General features: G+C 70.4%; 25 protein-coding genes. 8 read left to right on the top strand and 17 right to left on the bottom strand.

The window, feature by feature from the left end; all coding sequences use genetic code 11:
• The first annotated feature begins 70 nt into the window (after positions 1-70).
• Positions 71-808 carry an SDR family oxidoreductase gene (locus AB0K17_RS22715; protein WP_365984053.1) on the top strand — a complete coding sequence of 246 codons (738 nt, stop codon included), beginning with the start codon at positions 71-73 and terminating at the stop codon, positions 806-808.
• Positions 809-1,004: 196 nt separating this feature from the next.
• Here AB0K17_RS22715 and AB0K17_RS22710 read toward each other — a convergent pair whose 3' ends face one another.
• The 4 genes from AB0K17_RS22710 to AB0K17_RS22695 form a co-directional block, all read right to left on the bottom strand.
• Positions 1,005-1,466: a GNAT family N-acetyltransferase gene (locus tag AB0K17_RS22710; protein WP_365970063.1), complete on the bottom strand. Its 462-nt coding sequence runs from the start codon at positions 1,464-1,466 to the stop codon at positions 1,005-1,007.
• Between the two features lie 10 nt (positions 1,467-1,476).
• On the bottom strand, positions 1,477-1,935 hold the full coding sequence (locus tag AB0K17_RS22705; RefSeq protein ID WP_365984052.1) for a carboxymuconolactone decarboxylase family protein: 459 nt from the start codon (positions 1,933-1,935) through the stop codon (positions 1,477-1,479).
• Between the two features lie 380 nt (positions 1,936-2,315).
• Positions 2,316-6,152: an ATP-binding protein gene (locus AB0K17_RS22700; protein WP_365984051.1), complete on the bottom strand. Its 3,837-nt coding sequence runs from the start codon at positions 6,150-6,152 to the stop codon at positions 2,316-2,318.
• 37 nt (positions 6,153-6,189) lie between these two features.
• On the bottom strand, positions 6,190-6,999 hold the full coding sequence (locus AB0K17_RS22695) for a nucleotidyltransferase domain-containing protein (RefSeq protein ID WP_365984050.1): 810 nt from the start codon (positions 6,997-6,999) through the stop codon (positions 6,190-6,192).
• A 101-nt stretch (positions 7,000-7,100) separates the two neighbouring features.
• On the opposite strand from AB0K17_RS22695, the gene AB0K17_RS22690 reads away from it, so the two are divergent.
• Both AB0K17_RS22690 and AB0K17_RS22685 read left to right on the top strand, forming a co-directional pair.
• Complete coding sequence (locus AB0K17_RS22690) at positions 7,101-8,339, top strand: protein kinase (RefSeq protein ID WP_365984049.1); 1,239 nt, start codon at positions 7,101-7,103, stop codon at positions 8,337-8,339.
• Between the two features lie 71 nt (positions 8,340-8,410).
• Positions 8,411-8,584: a CsbD family protein gene (locus tag AB0K17_RS22685; RefSeq protein WP_365970067.1), complete on the top strand. Its 174-nt coding sequence runs from the start codon at positions 8,411-8,413 to the stop codon at positions 8,582-8,584.
• A 320-nt stretch (positions 8,585-8,904) separates the two neighbouring features.
• Here the strand turns inward: AB0K17_RS22685 and AB0K17_RS22680 are convergent, their stop codons facing one another.
• From AB0K17_RS22680 to AB0K17_RS22660, 5 genes are all read right to left on the bottom strand, one after another.
• Complete coding sequence (locus tag AB0K17_RS22680) at positions 8,905-9,972, bottom strand: cobalamin-independent methionine synthase II family protein (protein WP_365984048.1); 1,068 nt, start codon at positions 9,970-9,972, stop codon at positions 8,905-8,907.
• Positions 9,973-10,159: 187 nt separating this feature from the next.
• Entirely contained in the window at positions 10,160-10,744 is a 585-nt protein-coding gene (locus AB0K17_RS22675; protein ID WP_365984047.1) for a helix-turn-helix transcriptional regulator, read from the bottom strand.
• 70 nt (positions 10,745-10,814) lie between these two features.
• Positions 10,815-11,369 (bottom strand): DinB family protein, encoded by a 555-nt coding sequence (locus AB0K17_RS22670; protein ID WP_365970162.1) that lies wholly within the window; start codon positions 11,367-11,369, stop codon positions 10,815-10,817.
• 145 nt (positions 11,370-11,514) lie between these two features.
• A complete protein-coding gene (locus tag AB0K17_RS22665) occupies positions 11,515-12,981 on the bottom strand; it encodes an aldehyde dehydrogenase family protein (RefSeq protein ID WP_365984046.1) in 1,467 nt (488 codons plus the stop codon).
• Between the two features lie 148 nt (positions 12,982-13,129).
• The gene (locus tag AB0K17_RS22660) at positions 13,130-13,993 is read right to left on the bottom strand and encodes a helix-turn-helix transcriptional regulator (RefSeq protein ID WP_365984045.1); all 864 of its coding nucleotides are present in this window, start codon (positions 13,991-13,993) and stop codon (positions 13,130-13,132) included.
• Positions 13,994-14,325: 332 nt separating this feature from the next.
• Here AB0K17_RS22660 and AB0K17_RS22655 point away from each other — a divergent pair, with 332 nt between their 5' ends.
• Complete coding sequence (locus AB0K17_RS22655; RefSeq protein WP_365984044.1) at positions 14,326-14,868, top strand: ATP-binding protein; 543 nt, start codon at positions 14,326-14,328, stop codon at positions 14,866-14,868.
• A 9-nt stretch (positions 14,869-14,877) separates the two neighbouring features.
• Here the strand turns inward: AB0K17_RS22655 and AB0K17_RS22650 are convergent, their stop codons facing one another.
• The 5 genes from AB0K17_RS22650 to rpmG form a co-directional block, all read right to left on the bottom strand.
• A complete protein-coding gene (locus AB0K17_RS22650; RefSeq protein ID WP_365970166.1) occupies positions 14,878-15,117 on the bottom strand; it encodes a DUF397 domain-containing protein in 240 nt (79 codons plus the stop codon).
• Positions 15,118-15,259: 142 nt separating this feature from the next.
• Entirely contained in the window at positions 15,260-15,538 is a 279-nt protein-coding gene (rpsR, locus tag AB0K17_RS22645; RefSeq protein ID WP_365970167.1) for a 30S ribosomal protein S18, read from the bottom strand.
• A 40-nt stretch (positions 15,539-15,578) separates the two neighbouring features.
• The gene (locus tag AB0K17_RS22640) at positions 15,579-16,742 is read right to left on the bottom strand and encodes a GTP-binding protein (RefSeq protein WP_365970168.1); all 1,164 of its coding nucleotides are present in this window, start codon (positions 16,740-16,742) and stop codon (positions 15,579-15,581) included.
• The gene (locus AB0K17_RS22635) at positions 16,742-17,005 is read right to left on the bottom strand and encodes a type B 50S ribosomal protein L31 (protein WP_365984043.1); all 264 of its coding nucleotides are present in this window, start codon (positions 17,003-17,005) and stop codon (positions 16,742-16,744) included. The genes AB0K17_RS22640 and AB0K17_RS22635 overlap by 1 nt, the downstream gene beginning before the upstream one ends.
• Positions 17,006-17,008: 3 nt before the next feature.
• A complete protein-coding gene (rpmG, locus tag AB0K17_RS22630; protein ID WP_365970170.1) occupies positions 17,009-17,176 on the bottom strand; it encodes a 50S ribosomal protein L33 in 168 nt (55 codons plus the stop codon).
• 50 nt (positions 17,177-17,226) lie between these two features.
• On the opposite strand from rpmG, the gene rpmB reads away from it, so the two are divergent.
• Both rpmB and rpsN read left to right on the top strand, forming a co-directional pair.
• Entirely contained in the window at positions 17,227-17,463 is a 237-nt protein-coding gene (rpmB, locus tag AB0K17_RS22625; RefSeq protein WP_365970171.1) for a 50S ribosomal protein L28, read from the top strand.
• Positions 17,463-17,768: a 30S ribosomal protein S14 gene (rpsN, locus tag AB0K17_RS22620; protein WP_365970172.1), complete on the top strand. Its 306-nt coding sequence runs from the start codon at positions 17,463-17,465 to the stop codon at positions 17,766-17,768. The genes rpmB and rpsN overlap by 1 nt, the downstream gene beginning before the upstream one ends.
• A gap of 55 nt (positions 17,769-17,823) precedes the next feature.
• Here rpsN and AB0K17_RS22615 read toward each other — a convergent pair whose 3' ends face one another.
• Positions 17,824-18,141 carry a UBP-type zinc finger domain-containing protein gene (locus tag AB0K17_RS22615; protein WP_365970173.1) on the bottom strand — a complete coding sequence of 106 codons (318 nt, stop codon included), beginning with the start codon at positions 18,139-18,141 and terminating at the stop codon, positions 17,824-17,826.
• A gap of 205 nt (positions 18,142-18,346) precedes the next feature.
• Between AB0K17_RS22615 and AB0K17_RS22610 the strand changes: the two genes are divergently transcribed.
• Positions 18,347-19,375, top strand: coding sequence for a rod shape-determining protein (locus tag AB0K17_RS22610; RefSeq protein ID WP_365970174.1), 1,029 nt, complete (start codon positions 18,347-18,349; stop codon positions 19,373-19,375).
• 110 nt (positions 19,376-19,485) lie between these two features.
• Positions 19,486-19,941 carry a TerB family tellurite resistance protein gene (locus AB0K17_RS22605; protein ID WP_344439069.1) on the top strand — a complete coding sequence of 152 codons (456 nt, stop codon included), beginning with the start codon at positions 19,486-19,488 and terminating at the stop codon, positions 19,939-19,941.
• Positions 19,942-20,046: 105 nt separating this feature from the next.
• Here AB0K17_RS22605 and AB0K17_RS22600 read toward each other — a convergent pair whose 3' ends face one another.
• Positions 20,047-21,144, bottom strand: a complete 1,098-nt coding sequence (locus AB0K17_RS22600) for a type III polyketide synthase (RefSeq protein WP_365984042.1) — start codon at positions 21,142-21,144, stop codon at positions 20,047-20,049.
• A 193-nt stretch (positions 21,145-21,337) separates the two neighbouring features.
• Positions 21,338-22,585 (bottom strand): biotin/lipoyl-containing protein (locus AB0K17_RS22595; RefSeq protein ID WP_365984041.1); only part of this gene is annotated, 1,248 nt, incomplete at its 5' end.

Raw genomic sequence — 22,585 nt, 5'->3', positions numbered from 1 at the left:
GAGTGGTACGGAACGGCTGCACCATCGAGGATGGATCTGCATGACCATCTGACCGAAGGAAGGCCGGCTCATGGAGTTCGCAGTCATCGGCGGGACCGGGCTCATCGGGTCCCGGGTCGTGGAGAACCTCAACGGGGCCGGGCACCACGCCGTCCCGCACGCGCTGTCCACCGGCGTGGACGTCATCAGCGGCGACGGGGTGGAGGCGGCCGTCAACGGCGCCGACGTCGTCGTCAACCTCACGAATTCCCCGACCTTCGACGACGCCTCGCTCTCCTTCTTCCGGACCTCGATGGACAACCTTCTCGCCGCGAGCGCGAAGGGCGGGGTCCGGCACTTCGTCATCCTCTCGATCGTCGGCGTCGACCGCGTGCCCGGCCTGGACTACTACCGCGCGAAGGTCCTCCAGGAGGACGTTTTGAGGGCCGGGCCGATCCCTTACTCGATCGTCCGCGCCACGCAGTTCATGGAGTTCATGGAGGCGACCATGGCCATGACCACGGACGGCAGCACGGTGCGCTTGCCGCGCACTCCTGTGCAGCCGATCGCTGCGGCGGACGTCGCGGCGGTGGTGGCCGAGGTCGCCGCGGGCAGCCCCTTGAACGGCGTCCTCAACGTCGCGGGGCCCGATGTCTATCCCCTCGACGAGTTGGGGCGCCTTACGGTGGCGACAAAGGGGGACGGGCGATCCGTCGTGACCGAGGACGGTGCCGGGCTGTTCGGGGCCGTCGAGGGTGACGTCCTCACGGTGCCGGAGGGCGGCGGCGCCCGCATTGCGCCCACGCGCTATGCCGACTGGCTGTCCTGAGGGGCTCCGGGTTCTCGCGCAGTTCCCCGCGCCCCCTGGGGGTGGGCCTGTGCGTGGGGCGGTGCGGCGCCGTCGGGGCTTGTCGCGCAGTTCCCCGCGCCCCTTCGGGTGGGCCTGTGCGTGGGGCGGTGCGGCACCGTCGGGGCTTGTCGCGCAGTTCCCCGCGCCCCTGGGGGGCGCGCGGTTCCTCGCGTCCCTATGGGGTGACCGTTAGTTTGAAGCCCTCGTGGGTGGGGGTGAAGCCCAACGTGGAGTAGAAGCGGTGTGCGTCCTTCCGTTGTTTGTTGCTGGTCAGCTGGACCAGGGCGCACCCGCGGGCACGGGCACGCTCCGTCGCCAGCTCCATCAGGACCCGGCCGAGGCCGCCACCGCGCCGGTCCGCCCGGATCCGTACCGCCTCGATCAGGGCCCGCTCGGCCCCGCCCTTGCCGAGCCCCGGGATGTACGTCGCCTGCAGGCAACCCAGCACCGTGCCGTCGCGATCGACGAGGACGAGCATCTCGTTGCGCGGGTCCGCGTCGATCGCCGCGAACGCGCGCTCGTACTCCTCCGTGACCGTGATCGTCGCCGGGTCGATCACCGTGTCCTCGTCGGCGAGCAACGCGAGGACGGCCGGCAGATCGGTGCGCGTGGCGGGACGCAGGGTCGGCATGCTCATGACCGGAAGATTACTCCCACGGCTCGTTGAACGAACGGCCCGGCACCGGCTTGGCTATGAGCGCGATCGGGATGAAGAAGTTCACCTGCCCGATGGCGATCATGAGCGTGGCCAGGGCCTTCTCGTCGTAGTGCTCCGCCACCGCGGCGTACAGCTCGTCGGAGACCCGCTCGCCCTGGGCCGAGGGCTGCAGCACGGCCTCCACCAGGGCCAGCGCGGCGCGCTCCGGCGCCGTGAAGTACGGCGAGTCCTGCCAGGAGGACACCGAGGTGATCCGCTCCTCCGACTCCCCCATCTTGCGCAGGAACCCCGTGTGCAGAACGGTCAGGTAGGTGTTGGCCACGATCTGCCCGGCGCGCAGCTGCACCAGGCTGATCGTGCTCCGCGGCACCGACTGGTTGCCGGCGGCCTTGAACAGGGCCGCGGACACCTCCGCGAGCTCGGGCACGAGCTTCACCGGATCGGACATCCGCGGCCCCACCTGCACCTCAGCAGTGATCGAACGCGCAGCCGTCGTCGTCATCGTCGTCTCCCCTTCGGGCGTCTCGGCGTCTTCGAGTTGCTCTCACTGCTTTGACGGATGGCGACGCACGAGTGTGACGAGGGCCGGCGAGAACTTTCAGGGGTTGTCGGTGAAGGACACGTCACAGTCCGCGCACTCGCAGTACGCGGACCCGTCTTCCTGCGGGAAGACGGTGATGTTGTCGCTCCCACAGTTGGGGCAGTTCATGGCTGGCGATCCTCCGCTTCTCGACTCCTCGTCCCCCGCTCCTTTCTATGCCCAGGCGCGGGGGCGCATGCGCGTCGCGCGGGGGCATGGTGTGCGGTACGGTGCGCATCCACGCTGGGTCAGGATGCGCGCGGGATCCGCGGGATCGCTTCGCGGAGGACGCGGGGGAGGTCGATCACGGGGAGGCCGAGGGCCCGGTACCAGTGCCATGTCTGTTCGATGGTGGCGCCGATGCGGCGGGAGTTCTCAATGAGGCGGACGAGCGGGGCGGGAAGCGAAACCCCGTTCATGTCCACCAGGTCCGATCCGCCGATCAGCTCGATGGCAGCCTCCCTCGACAGGCCGTCCGGCATCCGCCGGCACGAGAGCTCCACCCCGTAGTGGTCCAGCAGACGCACCAGTTCCTCAGGAGCGGTCGCAACGACACGCGACATCAGCAGGACGCGGGCGAAGGGCATGGTGTCCTCGGTGTTCAGGTCGTCCCAGAAGTCCTCGTTGAAGAGCAGGACCCGGTCCAGGATCGTCAGCCGACGCGGAATGGACAGGGGGATGTCGAACCCGTACACCTCCAGCCGTTCAATGGCGGCTCGCACCCCGGTCGGACCCGCCTGGAACAAATGTGCATAACGGATGGGCCTGCCAGGGCGCAGGAATGGATCGTCGCTGTTCACGATGTCGTAGAGCAGCTCCAAGTCGTCGCGGCGAACATCCGCAGGGAAGCGGGACGGAATCTTGAATCCCAGCCCAGCCAGCCGTTCGCAGACGACCGGGAGCTCCATGCCCAGGTCGCCGGCCACAGCAATCACATGTCCGGGCGGCACCTCTTCCGAACGGTCCAGCCACGGCGGCCCGACCTCCAGGCCCTCGCTGAGAAACCGCAGCAGATCCTCGTCGGGCCGATCGGGCAGACAGCCCGGATCAATCCGAAACCCGTAGCGTCGGAACCGATCGCAGACTTCGGGAACGCCGAGGCCCAGGGCCAGGGAAGCAGCTGCAATCTGCCCGGGTGCGATCGGGCCGGTATCGGGCAAGTAGCCCATGCGCTCCACGGTCTCGCGAGAGAACAGGGGGTGATCAACGGCCTCGTTGTGCAGCGTCAGAATGTCGTCCGGAACGTGTGCACCCATACAGCGCCATGCCTCGACAACCTCCTCCGCGCTCACTCGAAACCTTCTCGCCACATCCATCAGACGCGCGACCGTTACCTCATATCCTGGCCCGACACGGTTTCCCGCGCGGTCGAACAAGACCATGAGGGCCGGACCGCCGCCGGAAGCCACAGCGGCGACCATCTCAGGCGTCCGTTCGTGGCTCCGGAAATCGAGTACCCGCTCCAGGACCTCCTCGGGCGATGCGCCGGTTGCCTCGGAGATCCGCACCATGTCGGTTCCGAGGATGTCGCGGGGGCGCCAAGACCACAGAAAATGCCCATCGGTCTCGGCGGCCAGCATTTCCATGTCGGACGGCAACGCCAGTCGTACCTCGCCGACCTCTGCGAGCTCCGGGCAGACCGCCGTGAGCTCTTCCAGGACGGCTTCGGCCCGGTGAGCCAACAGCCGCCACAGCACGATGTCGTCAGGTGGGTAGCCGGATACCCAGAACCGTGGGTCCCGGTCCATGAGCGTCTCGGCGACAATCGACAGGTCGGCAGGGAAGCACCCTTGGTGCTCCATCGAGAACGTCAGCCCATCGAGGTGGAACGTCCGGCCGGCGCTCACCGCCGCAACCGTTATCAGATCCCCAAGCGCCCCATTGGCGCTCGCCACTTGAACGATCCACTCGTAACTGGGCAGTGGCGCATCGACGCGCACCAAGTCGTGGACGGCGCTGCCGAGGATCTCCTGCAGTGTGGCGGAGACGTCGTCCAGGACGTTCGCCCTGTCCGCCGAGAGCCGGTTCGGAGCCAGTGGACCGAAAAGGTTGACGACGAATCCCCTGGGCCGGCTGTCCCGTGTCGCCAGCACGCCACGCCGCACCGTCGGCTGGACGACCAGGCCGTCGACGAGAAGGGCCCCGCCTTCCTCGCACCAGATCACCTGGGCCCCGGCCGGCGGGTCGGCCCAAGCGACCACGGAGCCGTGCGCGTTGATCCCGAGGGCCTCGCCCTTCGGGCCTTCCCGGGGCCGGAACACGCCCCGTTCCCAATCGGTCGTACGGCCCCCGTGCCGGACCTCCGTCGGGAACTCCGCAATTCCCAGGAGCCGTTCCAGCACGTCCACGCACGACCAGCCCGGCCCCCGCTCTCCCTCCCGCAAATACAGCCGCACCCGCGTCCCCGCGTCCGCCTCCTCCCCCCGCGCCTTCACCTCCACGATCCGGAACAGGTGCCCAGGCCCGAAGACCCGGACCTCCAGCACCGGCCCCAGTTCCCCCTTCGCGTCCATGCGGCACGTCCGCACCCGCATCTCATCGGCCAGCATGAAGTAGCTCAGTACGCCGATGCCGAAGCGGCTGTTCGGGTAGAACGCCACCGGTGGCTCGACCCGACCCCAATCCGCTCGCTCCAGCTTGAAGTCCAGCTGGTCGACGAAGCGCGAGCCCGCCTTGCAGAAGACCCCGCGGAGTTCGGATTCGCCCATGCCGATGCCGTTGTCATGGCATTCGACGTATTCGCGGCCGTCCTCGTCCGTGGCCTGGTCGAAGGTGATGCGGCCCTCGTACGCGTACGTCGCCGTTCTCGTCCGATCCAGGTATTCGGTCCGGGCTCGTCGGTAACGGCAGGCGTCCAGGGCGTTCTGATACAGCTCGCGAATCGCCAGGTCGCGGTCCTTGTAGAGCTGGACGCCCAGGAGGAGGTCACGGACGCGGCGTTCGTCGAGGCGGAAGCCCGCCCAGCCCTTGACGACGTCGTCGGCCGGGCTGACCTCGTCGGAGGAGAGGCGGGCGGGGAGGGTGGGGAAGGGGTGGGTGACGCGTTCGTGGGCCGTGCGGCGTACCGCCGCCAGGAGCTCGTCCGTGCGCGTCACGTACTCGCGCAGGCCCTCGATCACCGCCGCGTGGCGGCACTCCGCGCGGAGTACCGGCAGGTCGCGGGAGCCGCCCCAGCCGGAGCGGGAGAGGGTGCGGTGGAGTTGGTCCAGGTCGACGGGGTCGGGAATGCCCACGTGTTCCACCACGATCTGCGGGAGCGCGGTGACGTCGCGGCTCATGCCGTAGGCGAGGGCCAGCAGGAGCACCAGGCGCTGGTCGCGGATGCGCTGCGGGCCGCCGCGGCGGACGCGGACGGCGTCGTCGGCGGGCAGGGTGTCGAGGAACTCGCGGTTGCACACGTCCGCGCCGCGCCGCAGTCCGTGCAGGAGGCGGCAGACACGGCGTACGTCCAGGATCTCGCCCATCGCATCGGCCGGGTCGCCGATGTCGTCCAGGAGCCGGCGGACCTGCTGCGGGCCCGCGAACTCCTCTCCCTGTACCAACCAGCGGTGGAAGAGCCAGCTGGTGAGGGGTCGTGCGTCCTCGTCGGAGCTCTGTCTGGCCCGGCCCATGAGGAAGTCGTGGCTCTCCGCGAACGCCGTGAACGACGGGCCGGCTGCGTCGCGCATCGCCGCCGTCAGTTGCAGATAGTGCGTTCGGTAGAGGAACGGGGTCAGGATGAGGAGTGCCGCCTCCGCCGGGTGGAAGTCGAGCTCCCCGTCACCGGCCAGCAGGTACTCCACGCACTCCGCGAACCGGTACACGACGCCCTCGTCCCGTACCCATGGGTCGTCCGGGACGTCCGTCCCGTCCCGCAGGCCGGTCAGTGCCGTCACCACGTCCACCACCAGTTGCCGTAACGGCTCGGCGCCGCGGTCGGGCGGGACGTGGCGCCAGACGTTCGACTCCGCTGCCAGTTCCACCCAGGGATCGCGCGGGGCCGGGGGGCCGTCGGGCAGGGGGCCGTACACGTTCACCGTGTGGCCCTGCGCGATCACTGCGGCCTGTGAATTCGCCACCGTACTGCGCGTGTTGTGGCCCTGCATCCCGGCCCGGCCTCCCTTCCGCAACGGTGGCTACAGACTAGGAGCCCGTCGCGGCGAAGAAGGCCTCCGCCTCCTCGATCGCCGTCCGCAGGGTGTCGGGGTCGGGCTTCAGGCCCGCGAGGACACCGTCGACGTCGCGCAGGCCGGCCCGCCCGAGAAGGGTCTTCTCGTTGGTGACCCACTCCCCGCGCGCCGCCAGCACCGCGTGCGCGGTCTGCAGGGCGGCGGTGGAGAGGGCTCCCGCCACCTCGGTGAGCCTGCCATGGGGGGCGTGGTTCGCGCGGGCGTACGCGAGAGTGAGGTGCGCGTTGCCGCGCCAGAAGGCGGGGGCGGACTCGCGCAGGGCCTGCGGGTACGGCGGGCGCGGAAGCGTACCGTGCAGGACGCGGTTGATCGCGAGCTCGGCGACGACGAGATAGCTGGGGATGCCGGCCAGGTGGAACATCAGCGGCTCCCAGTGGAAGCGGCCCTTCTCCGCCTCGGCGAGTTCGTGCTCGACGACGTCGAGGTCGCGGTAGTGGACGTCCACCCGGCGCCCTTCGACGGTCAGCCACGCGCCGCCATTGAACACCCCGCCGCCCCAGTCGCCGATCCCGGACACCTCCCCCGGCCAGCCGAGGGCGCGCAGGTCGGCAGGGTCGAAGGCGCCGCGGTAGTAGACGGCGGTGTCCCAGTCGCTGTCGGGCGTGTGCGTGCCCTGTGCGCGCGAGCCGCCCAGCGTGACGGCCTCCACGGCCGGCAGCGCGGACAGGCGTTCCGTGAGGCGGCCGAGGAATGCTTCGTCCTGATCATTGACCGGATCTGCGTCCTGATCGTTGCGATCGTCGTCGCGGGACTTGTCGGGCATTGCGCCTTCACCTCTCCTGCCGCGCTCGGTTGCACGCCATACTTCTTCTCACACCGGTGAGTTGTTGCCATCATCCGCCACGACGACGGGGGCGCGACCTGATGAGGCCTTTGCTGCCCGCTGATCCACGGGAGGTCGGGCCGTACCGTCTGCTCGCGCGTTTGGGCAGTGGGGGGATGGGCCGGGTGTTCCTGGGGCGCTCGCGCGGGGGGCGGGCGGTCGCGGTGAAGCTGGTGCGGGCGGAGCTCGCCGAGAACGCGGTGTTCCGCCGCCGGTTCGCCCAGGAAGTCGCGGCGGCCCGCCGGGTCAACGGTTTCTACACGGCGCAGGTCGTGGAAGCGGACACCGACGCCGATCCGCCCTGGCTGGTGACGTCCTACATCCCCGGCCCCTCCCTGCAGGAGGCGGTCGAGCGGTGCGGCCCGATGCCGGCGGCTGCCGTGGCGGCGCTGGGTGCGGGGCTGGCCGAGGGGCTCGGGGCCGTACACGCCTGCGGGGTGGTGCACCGCGACCTCAAGCCCGGCAACGTCGTCCTCGCCGACGACGGGCCCCGCGTGATCGACTTCGGTATCGCCCGGGCACTGGATGCCACCTCCCACCTGACGCAATCGGGCGTCATCGGCACCGCGGCCTTCATGTCGCCGGAACAGATGCTGGGGCGGGAGGCGACACCGGCGAGCGACGTCTTCTGCCTCGCCGGTGTGCTGGTGTACGCGGCCAGCGGGCACAGCCCCTTCGGGGTGGGGCCGGCGGCGGCCGTGGCGTACCGCGTCGTCCACGACGAACCGGACCTCTCGGGCGTGCCGGCGGGGATCGCCCCGCTGATCCGTGCCGCTCTGGGCAAGGACCCGGGCGACCGGCCGGCCCTGTCCCACGTCCTGGACCACTGCGCCGCGCAGGCCGGTGGTGCCGGCGTGTGGCCCGCCGACGTCACGACGTTCATCGCCGAGCAGGTCGCGAAGACGAAGTACCTGACCACGCAGCGCGTCCCTCCGCCGCCTGCTCCGCCTCCCCCGCCCCTTGCGGCCGTGCCGGCGCATTTCGGCATTGTCGCGGGCCGTGACACGCTCTTCATGCCGGCGCTCCCCGGCCGGAACGGGAACGGTCAGGGGCAGGGGCAGCGGCACGGTCAGGCAGTCACCGTGGTCCTTCGGTACAAGGTGCCGGGAGAACCCGTGGCCCATGGTGAACCGCTGTTGCGGGTGTCCACGACCCAGGGCGAATTCCTGATCACCTCGCCGGTTCGTGGCGTACTTCACGCCATGGACCACGCCGTCGGCTCGTCGATACCCGTCGGGGCGACATTCGCGGCCTTCGGCTCGCGCACCATCCGTTCCTAGGGTTTGCCGTGGCTCCGGGGAGGAAGACGAACCGGAGTCAACGACGCCGACGCGAATCCTGGAGGCATCGTATGAGTGCCGAGAAGAAGGCGCAGAACCTGGCCGACAAGGCCAAGGGCAAGGCCAAGGAGGCAGCCGGATCGCTCACGGGCAACGACGCCAAGCGGGCGCGCGGAAAGGCCGAGCAGAGCAAGGCGGACGCCAAGCAGGCCGCTGAGCACGCCAAGGACGCGTTCCGGCATTAGCCGGCATTAGGGCGTGTCCACGGCGCCGCCCTGCAAGGGGCGCGGGCAACTGCGCGACAAGCCGCCCTGCGCCCGCAGGGAGAGTGCCGTGCTTCGCCCGGGCCCCGGGGTGGCCCCGGGGTGGCTCGTCGACTGCGGGCCGCCGGTGGCCGATCGGGCCCACGCGGCGCCAGCCGCAGATCGATACTGCCCCGCGCCCCTACGGGGCGCTGCATGATCCGCCGGGCACGCCCCAGGTGTGTCCGCGGCGCCCGTAAAGGGGCGCGAATCCTGCCGGCCGGGGACCCCGGGCCCCCGGCCGGCAGGCGTTGTGACCGGATTCAGCCCAGTCCCAGTTCGCGTTCCGCCAGTGCCGTGCCCTCGATCCGGGCGCGGATCTTGGCGAAGGCGGTCTCCCGGGACGTCGAGGTGTCGTCCGCGAACGGGGAGAAGCCGCAGTCGTCGCAGGTGCCCAGGCGGTCGGCCGGGATGTGGCGCGCGGCCGCGAGGACGCGGTCGCGGACCTCTTCGGGGGTCTCGACGCGCGGGTCGACAGGGTCGGTCACGCCGACGAACAGCCGTACGCCGTCCGGCAGATGGTCGGCCAGGACGCTCAGCACTTTGTCCGGATCCGGTTCACTCGCCAGCTGGACGGAGAAGGCCCCGGCCTTCAGCCGGAGGAGCTTGGGTACGAGGGCCGCGTAGTCGACGTCCAGGCTGTGGGTGGAGTCCTGGTCGCCGCCGGGACAGGTGTGGACGCCGATCCTGGCGCGTTCGGCGTCCGAGAAGCGCTCCAGGACGCGGTTGTTCAGGTCGATGAAGGAGTCCAGGACGCCGCCCGAGGGGTCGAGCTTCAGGGACAGTCGGGCCTCGGTGAAGTCGAGCTGGACCGCGTGGGCGCCGGCGTCGAGGCATGTGCGGATGTCCGCCTCGGCCTCGTTCGCCAGGTCGTCGAGGAAGGCCTCCCTCGGGTAGCCGTCGATGCCGCTCGGCGGGTAGAGCAGGCTGAGCGCCGAGGGGGCGATCACCGCCTGCTTCACGGGTACGGTCGCGTGGGCCTGCGCCGCCCGCAGGTAGGTGTCGGCCCGCACGCCGTAGTGGAAGGGACCGGAGGTCAGGGCGGGGAGCTGCCGGGTGTGGCCGTCCGCGAAGGGGATGACCACGCCGTCGGGCGACAGGCTGGGCAGCCCCGCCAGGGGGTAGGTCGCGAAGCTCGGCTTGGACTGTTCGCCGTCGGTGACCACCGCGGAGCCGAGCTCCTCCAGGCGCCGGATCGTGTCACGGACCGCGCGGTCCCGGGCGGCGGCGAGATCGGCGTCGTCGATCTTGCCGGAATCGTGGGCTGCCATGGCTTCGAGCAGCTCAGGGGGTCGAGGGATGCTGCCGATGGGTTCGGTGGGAATCCTCACGCGGGGAGCGTAGGGAAGGGGCGTCGGCCCCTCAATCGGTTGCGCGGCACTGTCAGTACGTGCGAACGCAACCGGCCAGGCGCCGCCGTGCGCGCCCCGGGGCGCGTGCTCAGCGCACGATGCCGCGGCGCGCGATCAGCGCGCGACGCCCGGGTGCGGGCTCGGCGCACACCTCCGGGGCGCGTGCTCAGCGCGCGATGCCGTCCCACGGGTCGCCCTCGTCCGCCATCACGTACGCCCCCGCCTCCAGCCGCTCGATCAGGCCGCGCGCCCAGCGGGCGCCGCCGGCGGCGATGTCCTCCCACAGGACGCCGATCTCGGCGATGTGCCCCCAGTCCTCGCCCTCCCCCGGTGTCCAGCGGCGCCGGATGTCCTCCCGCCACGCCTCCAGGGCCGCCACGCGCTGCCGCAGCAGGGCGACGGCCTCGGCGCGCGGCAGGTCGACCAGGAAGCCGACGCAGGCGGTCAGCACGTCGACCCGCTGGTCGTGGGAGGCCAGGGCGGTGCGCAGGAGGGAGAAGTACTCCGCCTCGCCCGCCGCCGTCAGCTCGTACTCCGTACGGGGCGGGCCGCCGGCCTCGCTGGGGGCCGTGTCGTGGGCGACGAGCAGGCCCTGCTTGGCCATGGTCTTCAGGGCGTGGTAGATCGAGCCGGGCTTGGCGTTGGACCACTCCTGGGCGCCCCACATCTCCAGGTCGCCACGCACCTGGTAGCCGTGGGCGCGGCCGTGCTGCCGCACCGAGCCCAGGACCAGCAGCCGGATCGCCGACATCTCTCGTACCGCTCTCGTACCGCTTCGCGCGGCCGCTTCTCGTGCCGCTCGGGTTCTGACCCGGTCAAGCCTAGGCGGTTGTGCCCCGGCCCTCCGCCTCGACCGCCACCAGTTCGAAGGCGGTCTTCCCGTCGAGCGACTCGCGGATGATGTCCGCATGGCCCGCGTGCCGGGCGATCTCCTCGATCAGGTGCAGCACCACCCAGCGCACGGAGACCCGCTCGCCCGGCGGGAACCAGGGGGCCTCCGGCAGAGCGAACGTTTCCTCCAGGCTCTGCACCGAGTACACGTAGCGCTCGGTCTCTGCCGCGACGGCGGCCCAGTGGGCCAGCAGCCCCGTGACCGACTCGCCCTCGAGGAGGCGGAAGGACTCTCCCCAGTTCGATTCGTCGCGGGCGACGGCCGGCGGCAGGCCCTCGGCGCGGCGCACCCAGGACTGCTCGGTCTCGACCACGTGCTTGAGGAGCCCGGACAGCGACAGCTCGCTGGCGCTGGGCCTCGTGGCCGCCTGCTCCTCCGTGAGGCCCAGGACGGCGCGGCGGAGACCGCCGCGCTGGGCGTCGAGGAAGGCGAGCAGGGTGCTGCGCTCGTCGGCCGGGTCCTTCTCGATCACATGCGTGGGCATGGGTGACGTCGCCTTTCGTCCACCGCGGCTGTTGCGTGCTGACAGATCAACAGTAGGGCGGATGTAGGTCGGAGGCGGTCCTATATGCGGCCCGCACGCCCGGCATGTCTCGCAGCGGGAACCGGAGCAGGAACCGGAGCGGAAATCAGAAGGGGAATCTGCTGCGGCCGTGCTGGATCGAGACCCACTTCGTCGTGGTGAACGCCTCCACCATCGACTCCCCGTTCAGCCGCCCCACCCCCGAGTGCTTCTCGCCGCCGAACGGCACGATCGGCTCGTCGTGCACGGTCGCGTCGTTCACGTGCACCATGCCGGTCTCGATGCGCATGGCCACGCGCACGCCCCGCTCCACGTCGCCCGTGTGGACGGCCCCGCTCAGCCCGTACGGGGTGGCGTTGGCGATGCGTACGGCCTCCTCCTCGCCGTCGAAGGGGACGATCACCGCGACCGGGCCGAAGATCTCCTGCCCGTGGACGGGCGAATCGGGCGGCAGCCCGGTCAGAACGGTCGGGGCGACGAGGTTGCCGTCCGTCACCCCGCGCAGCAGGGCCGTGGCACCGTCCGCGACCGACTGCTCCACCAGGCTGGTGATCGCCTCCGCCTGTCCCGAGTTGATGAGCGGGCCGATGTGCGTAGCGGGGTCGCACGGGTCGCCGACTTTCAGGGTGCGCACCTTGGCGACGAACTTCCGCGTGAACTCCTCCTCCACCGTCCGGTCGACGAGGATGCGGTTGGCGGCCATGCACACCTGGCCCTGGTGGATGAAGCGACTGAAGACGGCGGCGTCGACCGCGTAGTCGACGTCCGCGTCGTCGAGGACGATCAGCGCGCTGTTGCCGCCGAGCTCCAGGATGGTGCGCTTGAAGTGGGACGCGGCGACGGTGGCGACGTGCCGGCCGACCTTGTCGGAGCCGGTGAAGGAGATGACCTTGGGCACCGGGTGCTCGATGAGGGCATCACCGATCTCGGCGATGTCGGTGACGACGACGTTGAGGACGCCCCCGGGCAGGCCGGCGTCCTCCAGCAGCCGGGCGACCAGGGTGCCGCCGCACACCGGGGTGTTCTGGTGCGGCTTGAGGACGACCGCGTTGCCGAGCGCGAGCGCGGGCGCGACCGACTTCAAGGACAGCAGGAAGGGGAAGTTGAAGGGGCTGATCACCCCGACGACGCCGACCGGGATCCGGTAGAGGCGGTTCTCCTTGGTGTCGTCCGGCGCGGGCAGGATGCGGCCCTCGGGCCGCAGGGCCAGCTGGATCGCCTCCCGCAGGAACTCGCGCGCCAGGTGCAGCTCGAAGGCCGCCTTCGTGGCCGTGCCGCCGCACTCGGCGGTGATGGCGGCGGCCAGCTCCTTCTCGTGGTCGTCGATCAGGCGCAGGGCGCGCTCGAAGACCAGGCGGCGCTTGTACGCATTGGTGGCGGCCCAGGCCGGCTGGGCGCGCTCGGCGGCCCGGTAGGCAAGGTCCACCTCCGCGACGCTCGCCACGGTGATGGAGGCGAGCTTCTCACCGTCGTACGGGTTGAAGTCGACGATGTCCCACGAGCCGGTGCCGGCCCGCCACTCGCCGTCTATGTACTGGGCCGCTAACGCGTCGAAGCTGGATCCGTAGGACATGCGCCATCCCGTCTGCGAGGCTCTGCCGTACCTGTGCGTACCTGTGCGTACCGACGTTCATGCCGACGTGTGTACCGCTGTGCGTACCGACGTTGTGCCGACATTCGTTCCTCTGACCGGACGTCATCGTACGCGCGTGTCAGTCACGTCACAGGCGTTGCAGCAGAGCGGAGATGTGGTCGCGCGTCCTCTCCGGGGACAGGCTGTCGGCGTGCAGGCGCTCCATCACGCGCGCGTACTGGGCGACGTCCTCGGCCTTGTCCAGGTAGAGCGCGCTGGTCAGCTGCTCCAGGTAGACGAGGTCGACCAGGTCGGACTCGGGGAAGCGCAGCAGCGTGAAAGCACCGCTCTCCCCCGCGTGCCCGCCGTGGGCGAAAGGCATCACCTGCAGGGTCACGTTGGGCTGCTCGGAGATGTCGATGAGGTGCTGCAGCTGATTGCGCATGACCGTTTCGTCACCGTACGGACGGTGCAGTGCCGCCTCGTCGAGGACGGCGTGGAAGCGCGGCGCCCGCTCCGAGAACAGCAGCTTCTGGCGCTCCATGCGCAGCGAGACGCGCCGCTCGGTCTCGGCGGCGTCCGCGCCCGGCTGGCCGCGCACGACGACGGCGTGGGCGTAGCCCTCCGTCTGCAGCAGGCCGTGCACGAACTGCACCTCGTAGATCGATATCTCGGAGGCCGCACCCTCCAGGCCCACGTACGTCTGGAACCACCCCGGCAGCACGTCGCTGTAGCTGTGCCACCAGCCGGCGACGTTGGCCTCCCGGGCCAGGCCCAGCAGCGCCTCGCGCTCGGCGGGGTCACCGACCCCGTACAGCGTGAGCAGGTCCTCCACGTCCCGTGCCTTGAAGCTCACCCGGCCCAGCTCCATGCGGCTGATCTTCGACTCGGACGCCCTGATGGAGTAGCCGGCCGCCTCGCGCGTGATGCCGCGCGCCTCGCGCAGCCGCCTCAGCTGGGAGCCCAGCAGGATGCGTCGCACCACGGAACCGCTCGACTCGCTCGTGGCCATCTCTGGGACCCTTCCTCTCGCCGGGACGGCCGCCGGTCCTGCCCGGCCCCGCTCCCGGTCGCGGTCTACGGCCTTTCCGGGGCGACCCCCGCAGCCCCCGGCGCCGAAGTCTGCCATCTCCGGGCTCCGTTGCGTGCAGGTGCGGTTACGCAGACCGGCCACGGGCAGGAGCTCTACGACGGGGGGCGTAGGGAGAATTGGCACCGAACCCCCTGTGCGCCCCCAAATCCGCCCCGTGCACGTGCATCTGCCCTTGCATCCGCCGGACGCATTGGCAACCATGGAGCTCGCACACGTGCACGTCACGTCCTCGATTGCCAGGAGTGCCTCGGATGGGTACCGAAGGATCGACTGTGCTCTCACCCTTATGGCGAGGGCTTCCTCCGATCGACTCATCCACCGACTCCACCTCGGCCTCCTGTACGCTCCCGCCCTGTTTCGAAGCGGTCGGCAGCGCCCGGCAGTTCACGCGGGCCACGCTCGACCAGTGGGAGCTGGGGACGCTCTTCGACGAGGTGGCTCTCGTCGTGTCCGAGCTGGTGACCAATTCGATGCGCTACGCCCTGCCGGCGGACCGGATGGCCCGGTTCGAAGGAATGGCGGAGATGGCCGGCCTGGGGTGGGTCGGGGGGACCGAACCCCTGGTGCGGCTGCATCTGATGCGGTGGACGTCACGGCTGGTGTGCGCGGTGCGCGATCCGAGCGAGACGGGACCGGGGCCGGCCGAGGGCGAGGCCGACGCCGGTGCCGAATGCGGACGCGGGCTGTTCCTCGTGGAGTCGTTCAGCGATGCGTGGGGCTGGCACCCGCTCGCCGGAGCGACCCACGGCAAGGTCGTCTGGGCTCTGTTCCGGCTGCCGCGCGGGCGCGACTAGATCACGGGGTTAGTCGCGCAGCAGGTAGTCGAATTCGCCGTCCTTGATGCCGAGCACCATGGCTTCGATCTCGGCGGGTGTGTACACGAGCGCCGGACCGTCCGGGTGGCGGGAGTTGCGCACGGCAACCCCGCCACCCGGCAACTTGGCGAACTCCACGCACGAGCCCTGGGAGTTGGAGTAGCGGCTCTTTCGCCACACGACATCTTGGATGTCCGAGGCGGCCATTCCGTTGTACGCCTGGGCCACTGGAGACTCCCGGATCGTTGCTGGGTCCGCCCTCGCATCCAGAACAACGATTCGAGGACGTCAACTCCTCCGGATCATAGCTCCGTTCATGTGCCTCTGCATGAGCCGATGCACGTGCACTGACGGTGTTCCTCCCACTACTTCACGACTTCTTCGCGGAAGCCGAACCTCCGAGTGATCCGGCTCCGGAAGGGGACCGGCTTCCGGAATGAGGCAGCAGGGCCATCTCGCGGGCATTCTTGATCGCCCGCGTCAGCTGCCGCTGCTGCTGGACGCTCACCCGGGTCACCCGGCGGCTGCGAATCTTCCCGCGGTCCGAGAGGAACTTCCGCAGAAGATCGGTGTCCTTGTAGTCGACGTGGGTGATTCCGGCGGCGTCGAGGGGATTCCGGCGTGGCCGGGGAGGGATGCGGCGCGACACGGTCGGCCCTTTCGGTCGAAGGCTGTCGGGGGACGAGGGTTCAGGAGACGGGGTCGAGGAGCTCGTCGAATGCGGGGGACAGGCGGCGCCAGCCGTCCGGGCCCGCCGCGTACTCGGCGTCCGTGAGCACGCACGACTCCAAAAGGGCGGTCACCCCTTCGCGGTCCAGCTCGGGCGAGGTGAACGTCAAGTACTGGCCGCGGTCACCGTGCTCCGGATCCCAGTCGAGGGCTGCGGCCACGCGGCGCTCGGCCGGTACGAGGTCCCAGGCGGCGTCCGGCAGGGCGGCCAGGAAGGGGCCCGCACTCTCGACGCACAGGGCGCCGCCGGCCGCGTCCCATGCCAGCAGCGTGTCGGGCCGGTCGGCCAGCCAGAACCGCCCGCGGCTGCGGGCGGCACAGCAGGTCAGGTCCTCCAGGGCGGCGTAGAGCCGGCCCGGGTGGAACGGCCTGTTCCGGCGCCAGACGAGGGTGCCCACGCCCGCCTCGTCGGCCTCCTGCGGCAGCAGCGCGCACGCCGGGTGACTGCGGGCGGCCGCCGCCGCGACGTCGAAACCCTCGAATGCGCACGCGGCCAGGTCGATGGAATCGACCGGAACACATCGCGCCGCGGGGGCGAGCTGACGCAGCAGCGCCCGGTCGCCGTCGCCGGCCGGCTCCTCGCCCTCGGCCAGGGCCAGTACGCAGACGTACTCCAGCTGCCGGGCAAAGGTGTCGCCGACCGTCCGCAGGTCGGTCGGCGCCGCCGCCAGGCCCGCCTCGGCGAGGTCGTCGCCATTGGCGAGCGTGGGCAGCACAAGGGCGGGGTCGACGGCCGTGAACAGGCCCGTGAGCACCGCCTCCGGGGCGGCGTGGGCCGCCACCACCTCGGCCATCGCCTTGGGTTCGACGGAATCCCACAACTCGACGACGGCCAGGCGGGCGTCGCCGCTGCCGGCGAGGCGGCCCAGCTCCGGGACCAGGTCCTCGCGCAGGGCGCAGCAGGCGCAGTCGTTGACGAGGGGCACCTCGCTCTCGCCGAGCAGGCCCCTGCGGTCCCGGACCGTACGGCGGACCGTGCCGGTGGCGGCGGCCGTCGACAGGTCGTGGTGCAGGGCGACGCTGCGGGGAACGGTCTCCAGCAGCCGCTGGACGACGGTACGGCGCGCGTCGGCGTGCAGGCCGCCGACGAGGACGACGGGCAGGGCGGCGGGGAGCGCGTCCATCAACGGGCCCCGTCCGCCGGGCGCTTGCCGTAGCGGCGTTCGAAGCGTTCCACGCGGCCGGCCGTGTCCAGGACGCGGGCGGTGCCCGTGTAGAAGGGGTGGCTCGCCGAGGAGATCTCGACGTCGATGACGGGGTAGGTGTTGCCGTCCTCCCACTCGATGGTCTTGTCGCTGGTCGCGGTGGAGCGGGTGAGGAAGGCGAAGTCGGCCGCCCGGTCCCGGAAGACGACGGGCCCGTACGGGGGGTGGATGCCGGGCTTCATGGGTCAGCGCTCCTCTCGGAAGACGACGTGGCGGCCGACGACGGGGTCGTACTTCCGCAGTTCGAGTCGATTCGGGTCGTTACGGCGGTTCTTGCGGGTGACGTAGGTGTAGCCGGTGCCTGCGGTGGACCTGAGCTTGATGACGGGGCGCAGTTCATTGGTGCGGGCCATGGGGGCTACTATACAGAAATGGTTTCCATTTTCATTTGGAGGTGCTGCGGATGTCCGCCCACTGCCAGCTGACCGGCCGCAGGCCGGGGTTCGGCAACACCGTCTCCCACTCCCACCGGCGCACCAGCCGCCGCTTCGACCCCAACGTGCAGCGCAAGCGCTACTGGTTGCCGAGCGAAGGACGCTCCGTACGGCTCACGCTCAGCACGAAGGGGATCAAGACCGTCGATGCCATCGGCATCGAGGCGGCAGTGGCGCGCATCCGCGCGCGGGGAGGGAAGGTCTGATGGCGAAGAAGAGCAAGATCGCGAAGAACGAGGCGCGGAAGCTGGTCGTCGCGCGGTACGCGGCGCGGCGGGCCCTGCTCAAGGCGGTGATCCGCGACCCGAGGACGACGCCCGACGCACGGGCGGACGCCCAGCGGGAGCTGCAGCGGCAGCCGCGGGACGCGAGCGCGACGCGGGTGCGGCAGCGGGACGCCGTGGACGGGCGGCCGCGGGGGTACGTGGGCGCGTTCGGGCTGTCGCGGATCAACCTGCGGGCGGCGGCGCACGCGGGACTGCTGCCGGGGGTGCGGAAGTCCAGCTGGTAGCGCGCTCGCCTGCGGCCGCGCCCGCGCACCCCGGACCGCGCCCCGCGCGGCGCCCTCAAGCGCCGGACGCGCCGGGCGGCAGGAGCAGCGTCGCGTCCGCGTAGCACCAGGCCCAGGATTCGCCCGGTTCCGCCGAGCGGGCCACATCGTGGCCGGGGGTCGTGTGCGCGTGGGCGCTCGCGTGCTGGTGGGGGGAGCTGTCGCAGCAGCCGATGTGGCCGCACACCAGGCACTCGCGCAGGTGGACCCACGTGCTGCCGATGCGCAGGCACTCCTCGCACCCCTCCGGGGTGCGCGGTTTGACGTCGCGGACCTCGCCGAGGTGGGTGCAGGGCCTGCCCTCGGCGACCCGCCAGGTGCTCGGGTCGGTCATACCTTCGAGCTTAGGCCGTTGTCAGACCCCCCTGCCAGACTCGCCTGCGTGAGCCGGGGCGGAGGCGGGCCACGGGGGTGCCCTTCTCCGTCCGGTTCACACGACCGGCCTTCACACAGCCGGACCCTTTCCGCGGGCAGTGCGGCGCGGCGCCTTGCACGATGGCTTTGGATCATTGGCGTCGAGCAGGGCAGGACCAGATCTGATGACCCTCAGTCTCGAGCAGCTCACGCGCTGCACCGTGGCCGTCGACCTCGGAGCGTCCAGGACCCGCGTCTATCTCAGGGACAGCGGCCTGGTCGTGGACGAGCCGAGTCTCGCCGCGATCAATTGCCGCACCGGGTCCCTGATCGCGGTGGGCACGCTGGCCGGCGGGATGGCCGGGCGGACGCCGGGGCACATCCGGGTGGTGCGGCCCATCTCCGGCGGCACGGTCGTGGACATCGACATGGCGCAGCGCATGCTGCGTTTTCTGGTCAACGACAAGATCCGCCGCGCCTGGCGCCGCAAGCCGATGCTGCGGGCCGCGGTGTGCCTGCCGCACGACGCGGAGCCGATCGCGCAGCGGGCGGCCGTGGAGGTGCTCACGGCGCTGGGGGCGCGGCGGGTGGAGCTGGTGGACGCGCTGATCGCCGCGGCCGTGGGCTGCGGGCTGCCGGTGGAGCAGCCCGAGGCGACGATGATCGTGATGTGTGGGGCCGCCTCCACGCAGATCGCGGTGTTGTCGCTGGGCTCCATCGTGGCGGCGGAGAAGGTGCAGGTCGGCGGGGACGCCATCGACTACGCGGTGATCCAGCACCTGCGCAGCGAGCACGAGCTGATGCTGCCGTCGCAGGGGCTGCACCCGCTGCATCTGGCGTTGTTCGATCCGGCGCGGATGGGCACGGAGGCGGAGGTGCGCGGCCGGGACGTGGCCACGGGCCTGTCCCGTACGGTGCTGGTCAACACCGCTCACGTCCGGGAGGCGGTGCACACCCCGCTGACGGCGGTGATCGACGCGATCGGCCGGGTGCTGCGGGAGTGCCCGCCGGACCTGGTGGCCGACCTCGCCGAGCGCGGGGTGATGCTTGCGGGCGGCAGCGCGATGCTGCCGGGGCTGGACATGATGATCGAGCAGGCCACGGGCATGGTGGTGCGCATCGCGGACAAGCCGGACGTGTGTGCGGTGATGGGGCTGGGCGCGCTGATCGAGGGGAAGGTGCGGCCGATGCACCTGGACCCGCTGGCCGGATAGCTTGGCCGGATAGCGACGCTTTTCCTGCCCTTTCCCGTCCTTGGGAACTTCTTTAACGTCCGCGACGGTTCTCCCTGTGCACCCCTATTCGCACAAGGAGACTGACGCACATGGCGCTCTGGGACCGGTTCAAGGACTCGGCCACGACGATGCAGGGCCAGCTGCTGGCGAAGAAGAACGAGCTCAAGAGCGGCGCATTCCGTGACGCGAGCATGGCGATGTGCGCGCTGGTGGCGGCCGCCGACGGCTCGATCGACGCCTCGGAGCGGCAGCGCGTCGCCTCGCTGATCGCCACCAACGACGTCCTGCGCAACTTCCCCGCCGACGACCTGCAGGCCCGTTTCAACGACTACTGCCAGAAGCTGACGACCGATTTCGACTTCGGCAAGGTCAGCGTCATGCAGGTCATCGGCAAGGTGCACAAGAAGCCGACCGAGGCGCGCGCGGTGATCCAGATAGGCATCGTGATCGGCGGCGCCGACGGCAACTTCGACAAGGACGAGCAGGCCGTCGTCCGCGAGGCGTGCTTCGCGCTGGGCATCAACCCCGCCGAGTTCGACCTGTAAGGCGTGCGGGGCGCGGGGGGCCGGCAACGGCCTCCTGCGCCCGCGTGCCGGCCCCGGGCCCCCCTTCCTCGCCTCCCGGGGCCGGCCGGTCCCCCGTGGGCCTCCTCACGCCCGTGCGACGGCCGACGCCCGCTCCGCCGAGTCGTCGCCGACGCCCTTCTCCGTCCAGGTGCCCAGCGCGATCTCCGCGGTGATGCCCGGGCCGAAGCCGGCGATGATGCCGCGGGCCCCGTCGTGGGCCCCGCCGTCCACGAAGAGCCGCTCCAGGGCGTCGAAGATGACGGCACTGGCGATGTTGCCGCGCTCGATGAGCGTCTCCCGGCTGTAGCGGAAGGTCTCCAGCGGCAGCCCCAGGTAATGGCCGAGGTCGTCGAGGATGCGCGGGCCGCCCGCGTGGACGATGTAGAAGTCGAGCTCGGAGACGTCCCACTGGTGGGGTTCGGCCATGTCGCGCATGGCCGGCGCCAGCATCGCCATCGTGCCCGGCACCCGCTTGTCCAGCAGGAAGTGGAAGCCGGTGTCCCGCACCGCGTAGGAGATCCACTCCTCGGTGTCCGGCACCAGGTGCGAGCCGTTGCGCTCGATCCGTACGCCCGTACCGCCCTCCCCGCGCATCACGGCGGCCGCCAGGGCGTCGCCGAAGAGGCCGTTGGAGAGCAGGTTGCCCACGCCCAGGTCCGTGGGCTGGTAGAGCAGCGAACAGAACTCGCACGCCACGATCAGCACATTGGACCGCGGGTAGGCCTGGCAGAAGTCGTGCGCCCGGTTGATGGCGGCGCCGCCCGCGGCACAGCCCAGCTGGGCGATGGGAAGTTGCCGGGTCTCGTGGCGGAAGCCCATCGTATTGATCATCCATGCCGTCAGCGACGGCATCATGAAGCCTGTACACGACACATACACGATCAAATCGATGTCTCGGGGAGTGAGCTCCGCGTGGTCCAGCGCCCTGTTCACCACGTCGGGCACCCGGGCCTTGGCCTCGCGCTCGTACCGGGCGTTGCGCACGGTGAAGCCCGGGTGCTTGAGCGTGTCTTCGATCGGCTGTACGAGGTGTCGTTTCTGCACGCCGGTGTTGCCGATCAGCCGGAGGGCGAGCCCCAGCTGAGGATGGTCGGCGTGGAGCGTCCGTGCGAGCTCCAGCGTCTGTTCCCGGGTGATCACGTGTTCGGGAACGGCAATGGCCGGTCTGCACAGCGTCGCCATGACGGCCTCCCAGTCGCGTCGGTTCCGATGCCCAGGGCCGCCAAAACGGCGTGCCAGCATATGTCCAGTGCATGCCGCAAAGCGCGGCGCGCCACACATATGCCCGGAAAGTTCACCCGAAGAGCGCACTTATCTACGCAAACTGCACATCCGTTCGTCGAACACACAGCACGCTCATAGGAAATACAGAGGATCAGTCCTTGATCTCGCAGATCGCAGCGCCCGACGCGATCGAGGCACCGACCTCGGCAGCCAGGTCCTTGACCGTACCGGCCCGATGGGCGGTGATCGGCTGCTCCATCTTCATCGCCTCCAGAACCACCACCAGATCACCCTCCTGGACGACCTGACCGTCCTCGACGGCGACCTTGACGATGGTGCCTTGCATGGGGGAGGCGAGGGTGTCGCCGGTCAGGGCGGAGCCGGACTTCTTCGCGGCGCGGCGTTTGGGCTTGGCGCCGCCGGCGGCGGCGGTGCGGGCGAGGGTCATGCCCAGGGAGGCGGGCAGGGAGACTTCCAGGCGCTTGCCGCCGACCTCGACCACGACGGTCTCCCGACCGCCTTCACCGTCCTCGTCCCCCGTGCCGGCTGTTCCTGCATACGGGGGGATCTGGTTGTCGAATTCGGTTTCGATCCAGCGGGTGTGGACGTGGAAGGGGTCGTCGGTGAAGGCGGGGTCGGCGACGACGGCGCGGTGGAAGGGGATGGCGGTGGCCATGCCCTCGACCGTGAACTCCGCCAGAGCCCGCCGTGCCCGCTCCAGGGCCTGCCGGCGGGTGGCGCCGGTGACGATCAGCTTGGCGAGCAGGGAGTCCCAGGCCGGGCCGATCACGGAGCCGGACTCCACCCCCGCATCGAGGCGGATGCCGGGGCCGGTGGGGGGTTCGAAGCGGGTGACGGTGCCGGGGGCGGGCAGGAAGCCGCGGCCCGGGTCCTCGCCGTTGATACGGAACTCGAAGGAGTGCCCGCGCAGCGGCGGGTCGTCGTAGCCCAGGGCCTCGCCGTCGGCGATGCGGAACATCTCCCGCACCAGGTCCAGGCCGGTGACTTCCTCGGTGACGGGGTGTTCGACCTGCAGGCGGGTGTTGACCTCCAGGAAGGAGATCGTGCCGTCCTGCCCGACCAGGAACTCGCACGTGCCGGCGCCTTCGTAGCCGGCCTCGCGCAGGATGGCCTTGGAGGCGCGGTAGAGCTCGGCGTTCTGCTCCTCGGACAGGAACGGCGCCGGAGCCTCCTCCACCAGTTTCTGGTGGCGGCGCTGCAGGGAGCAGTCACGGGTGGAGACCACCACGACGTTGCCGTGCTTGTCCGCCAGACACTGCGTTTCCACATGGCGGGGGCGATCCAGGTAGCGCTCGACGAAGCACTCGCCGCGGCCGAAGGCGGCCACCGCTTCGCGGACGGCGGATTCGTAGAGCTCGGGGACCTCTTCCAGGGTCCG

The organism is Streptomyces sp. NPDC049585 (genome assembly GCF_040675615.1).
In the GTDB taxonomy this organism is placed as follows: Bacteria; Actinomycetota; Actinomycetes; order Streptomycetales; family Streptomycetaceae; genus Streptomyces; species Streptomyces luteosporeus.
The sequence above is the reverse complement of the archived record's forward strand: the minus strand, read 5'-3'. Positions and strand labels throughout refer to the sequence as shown.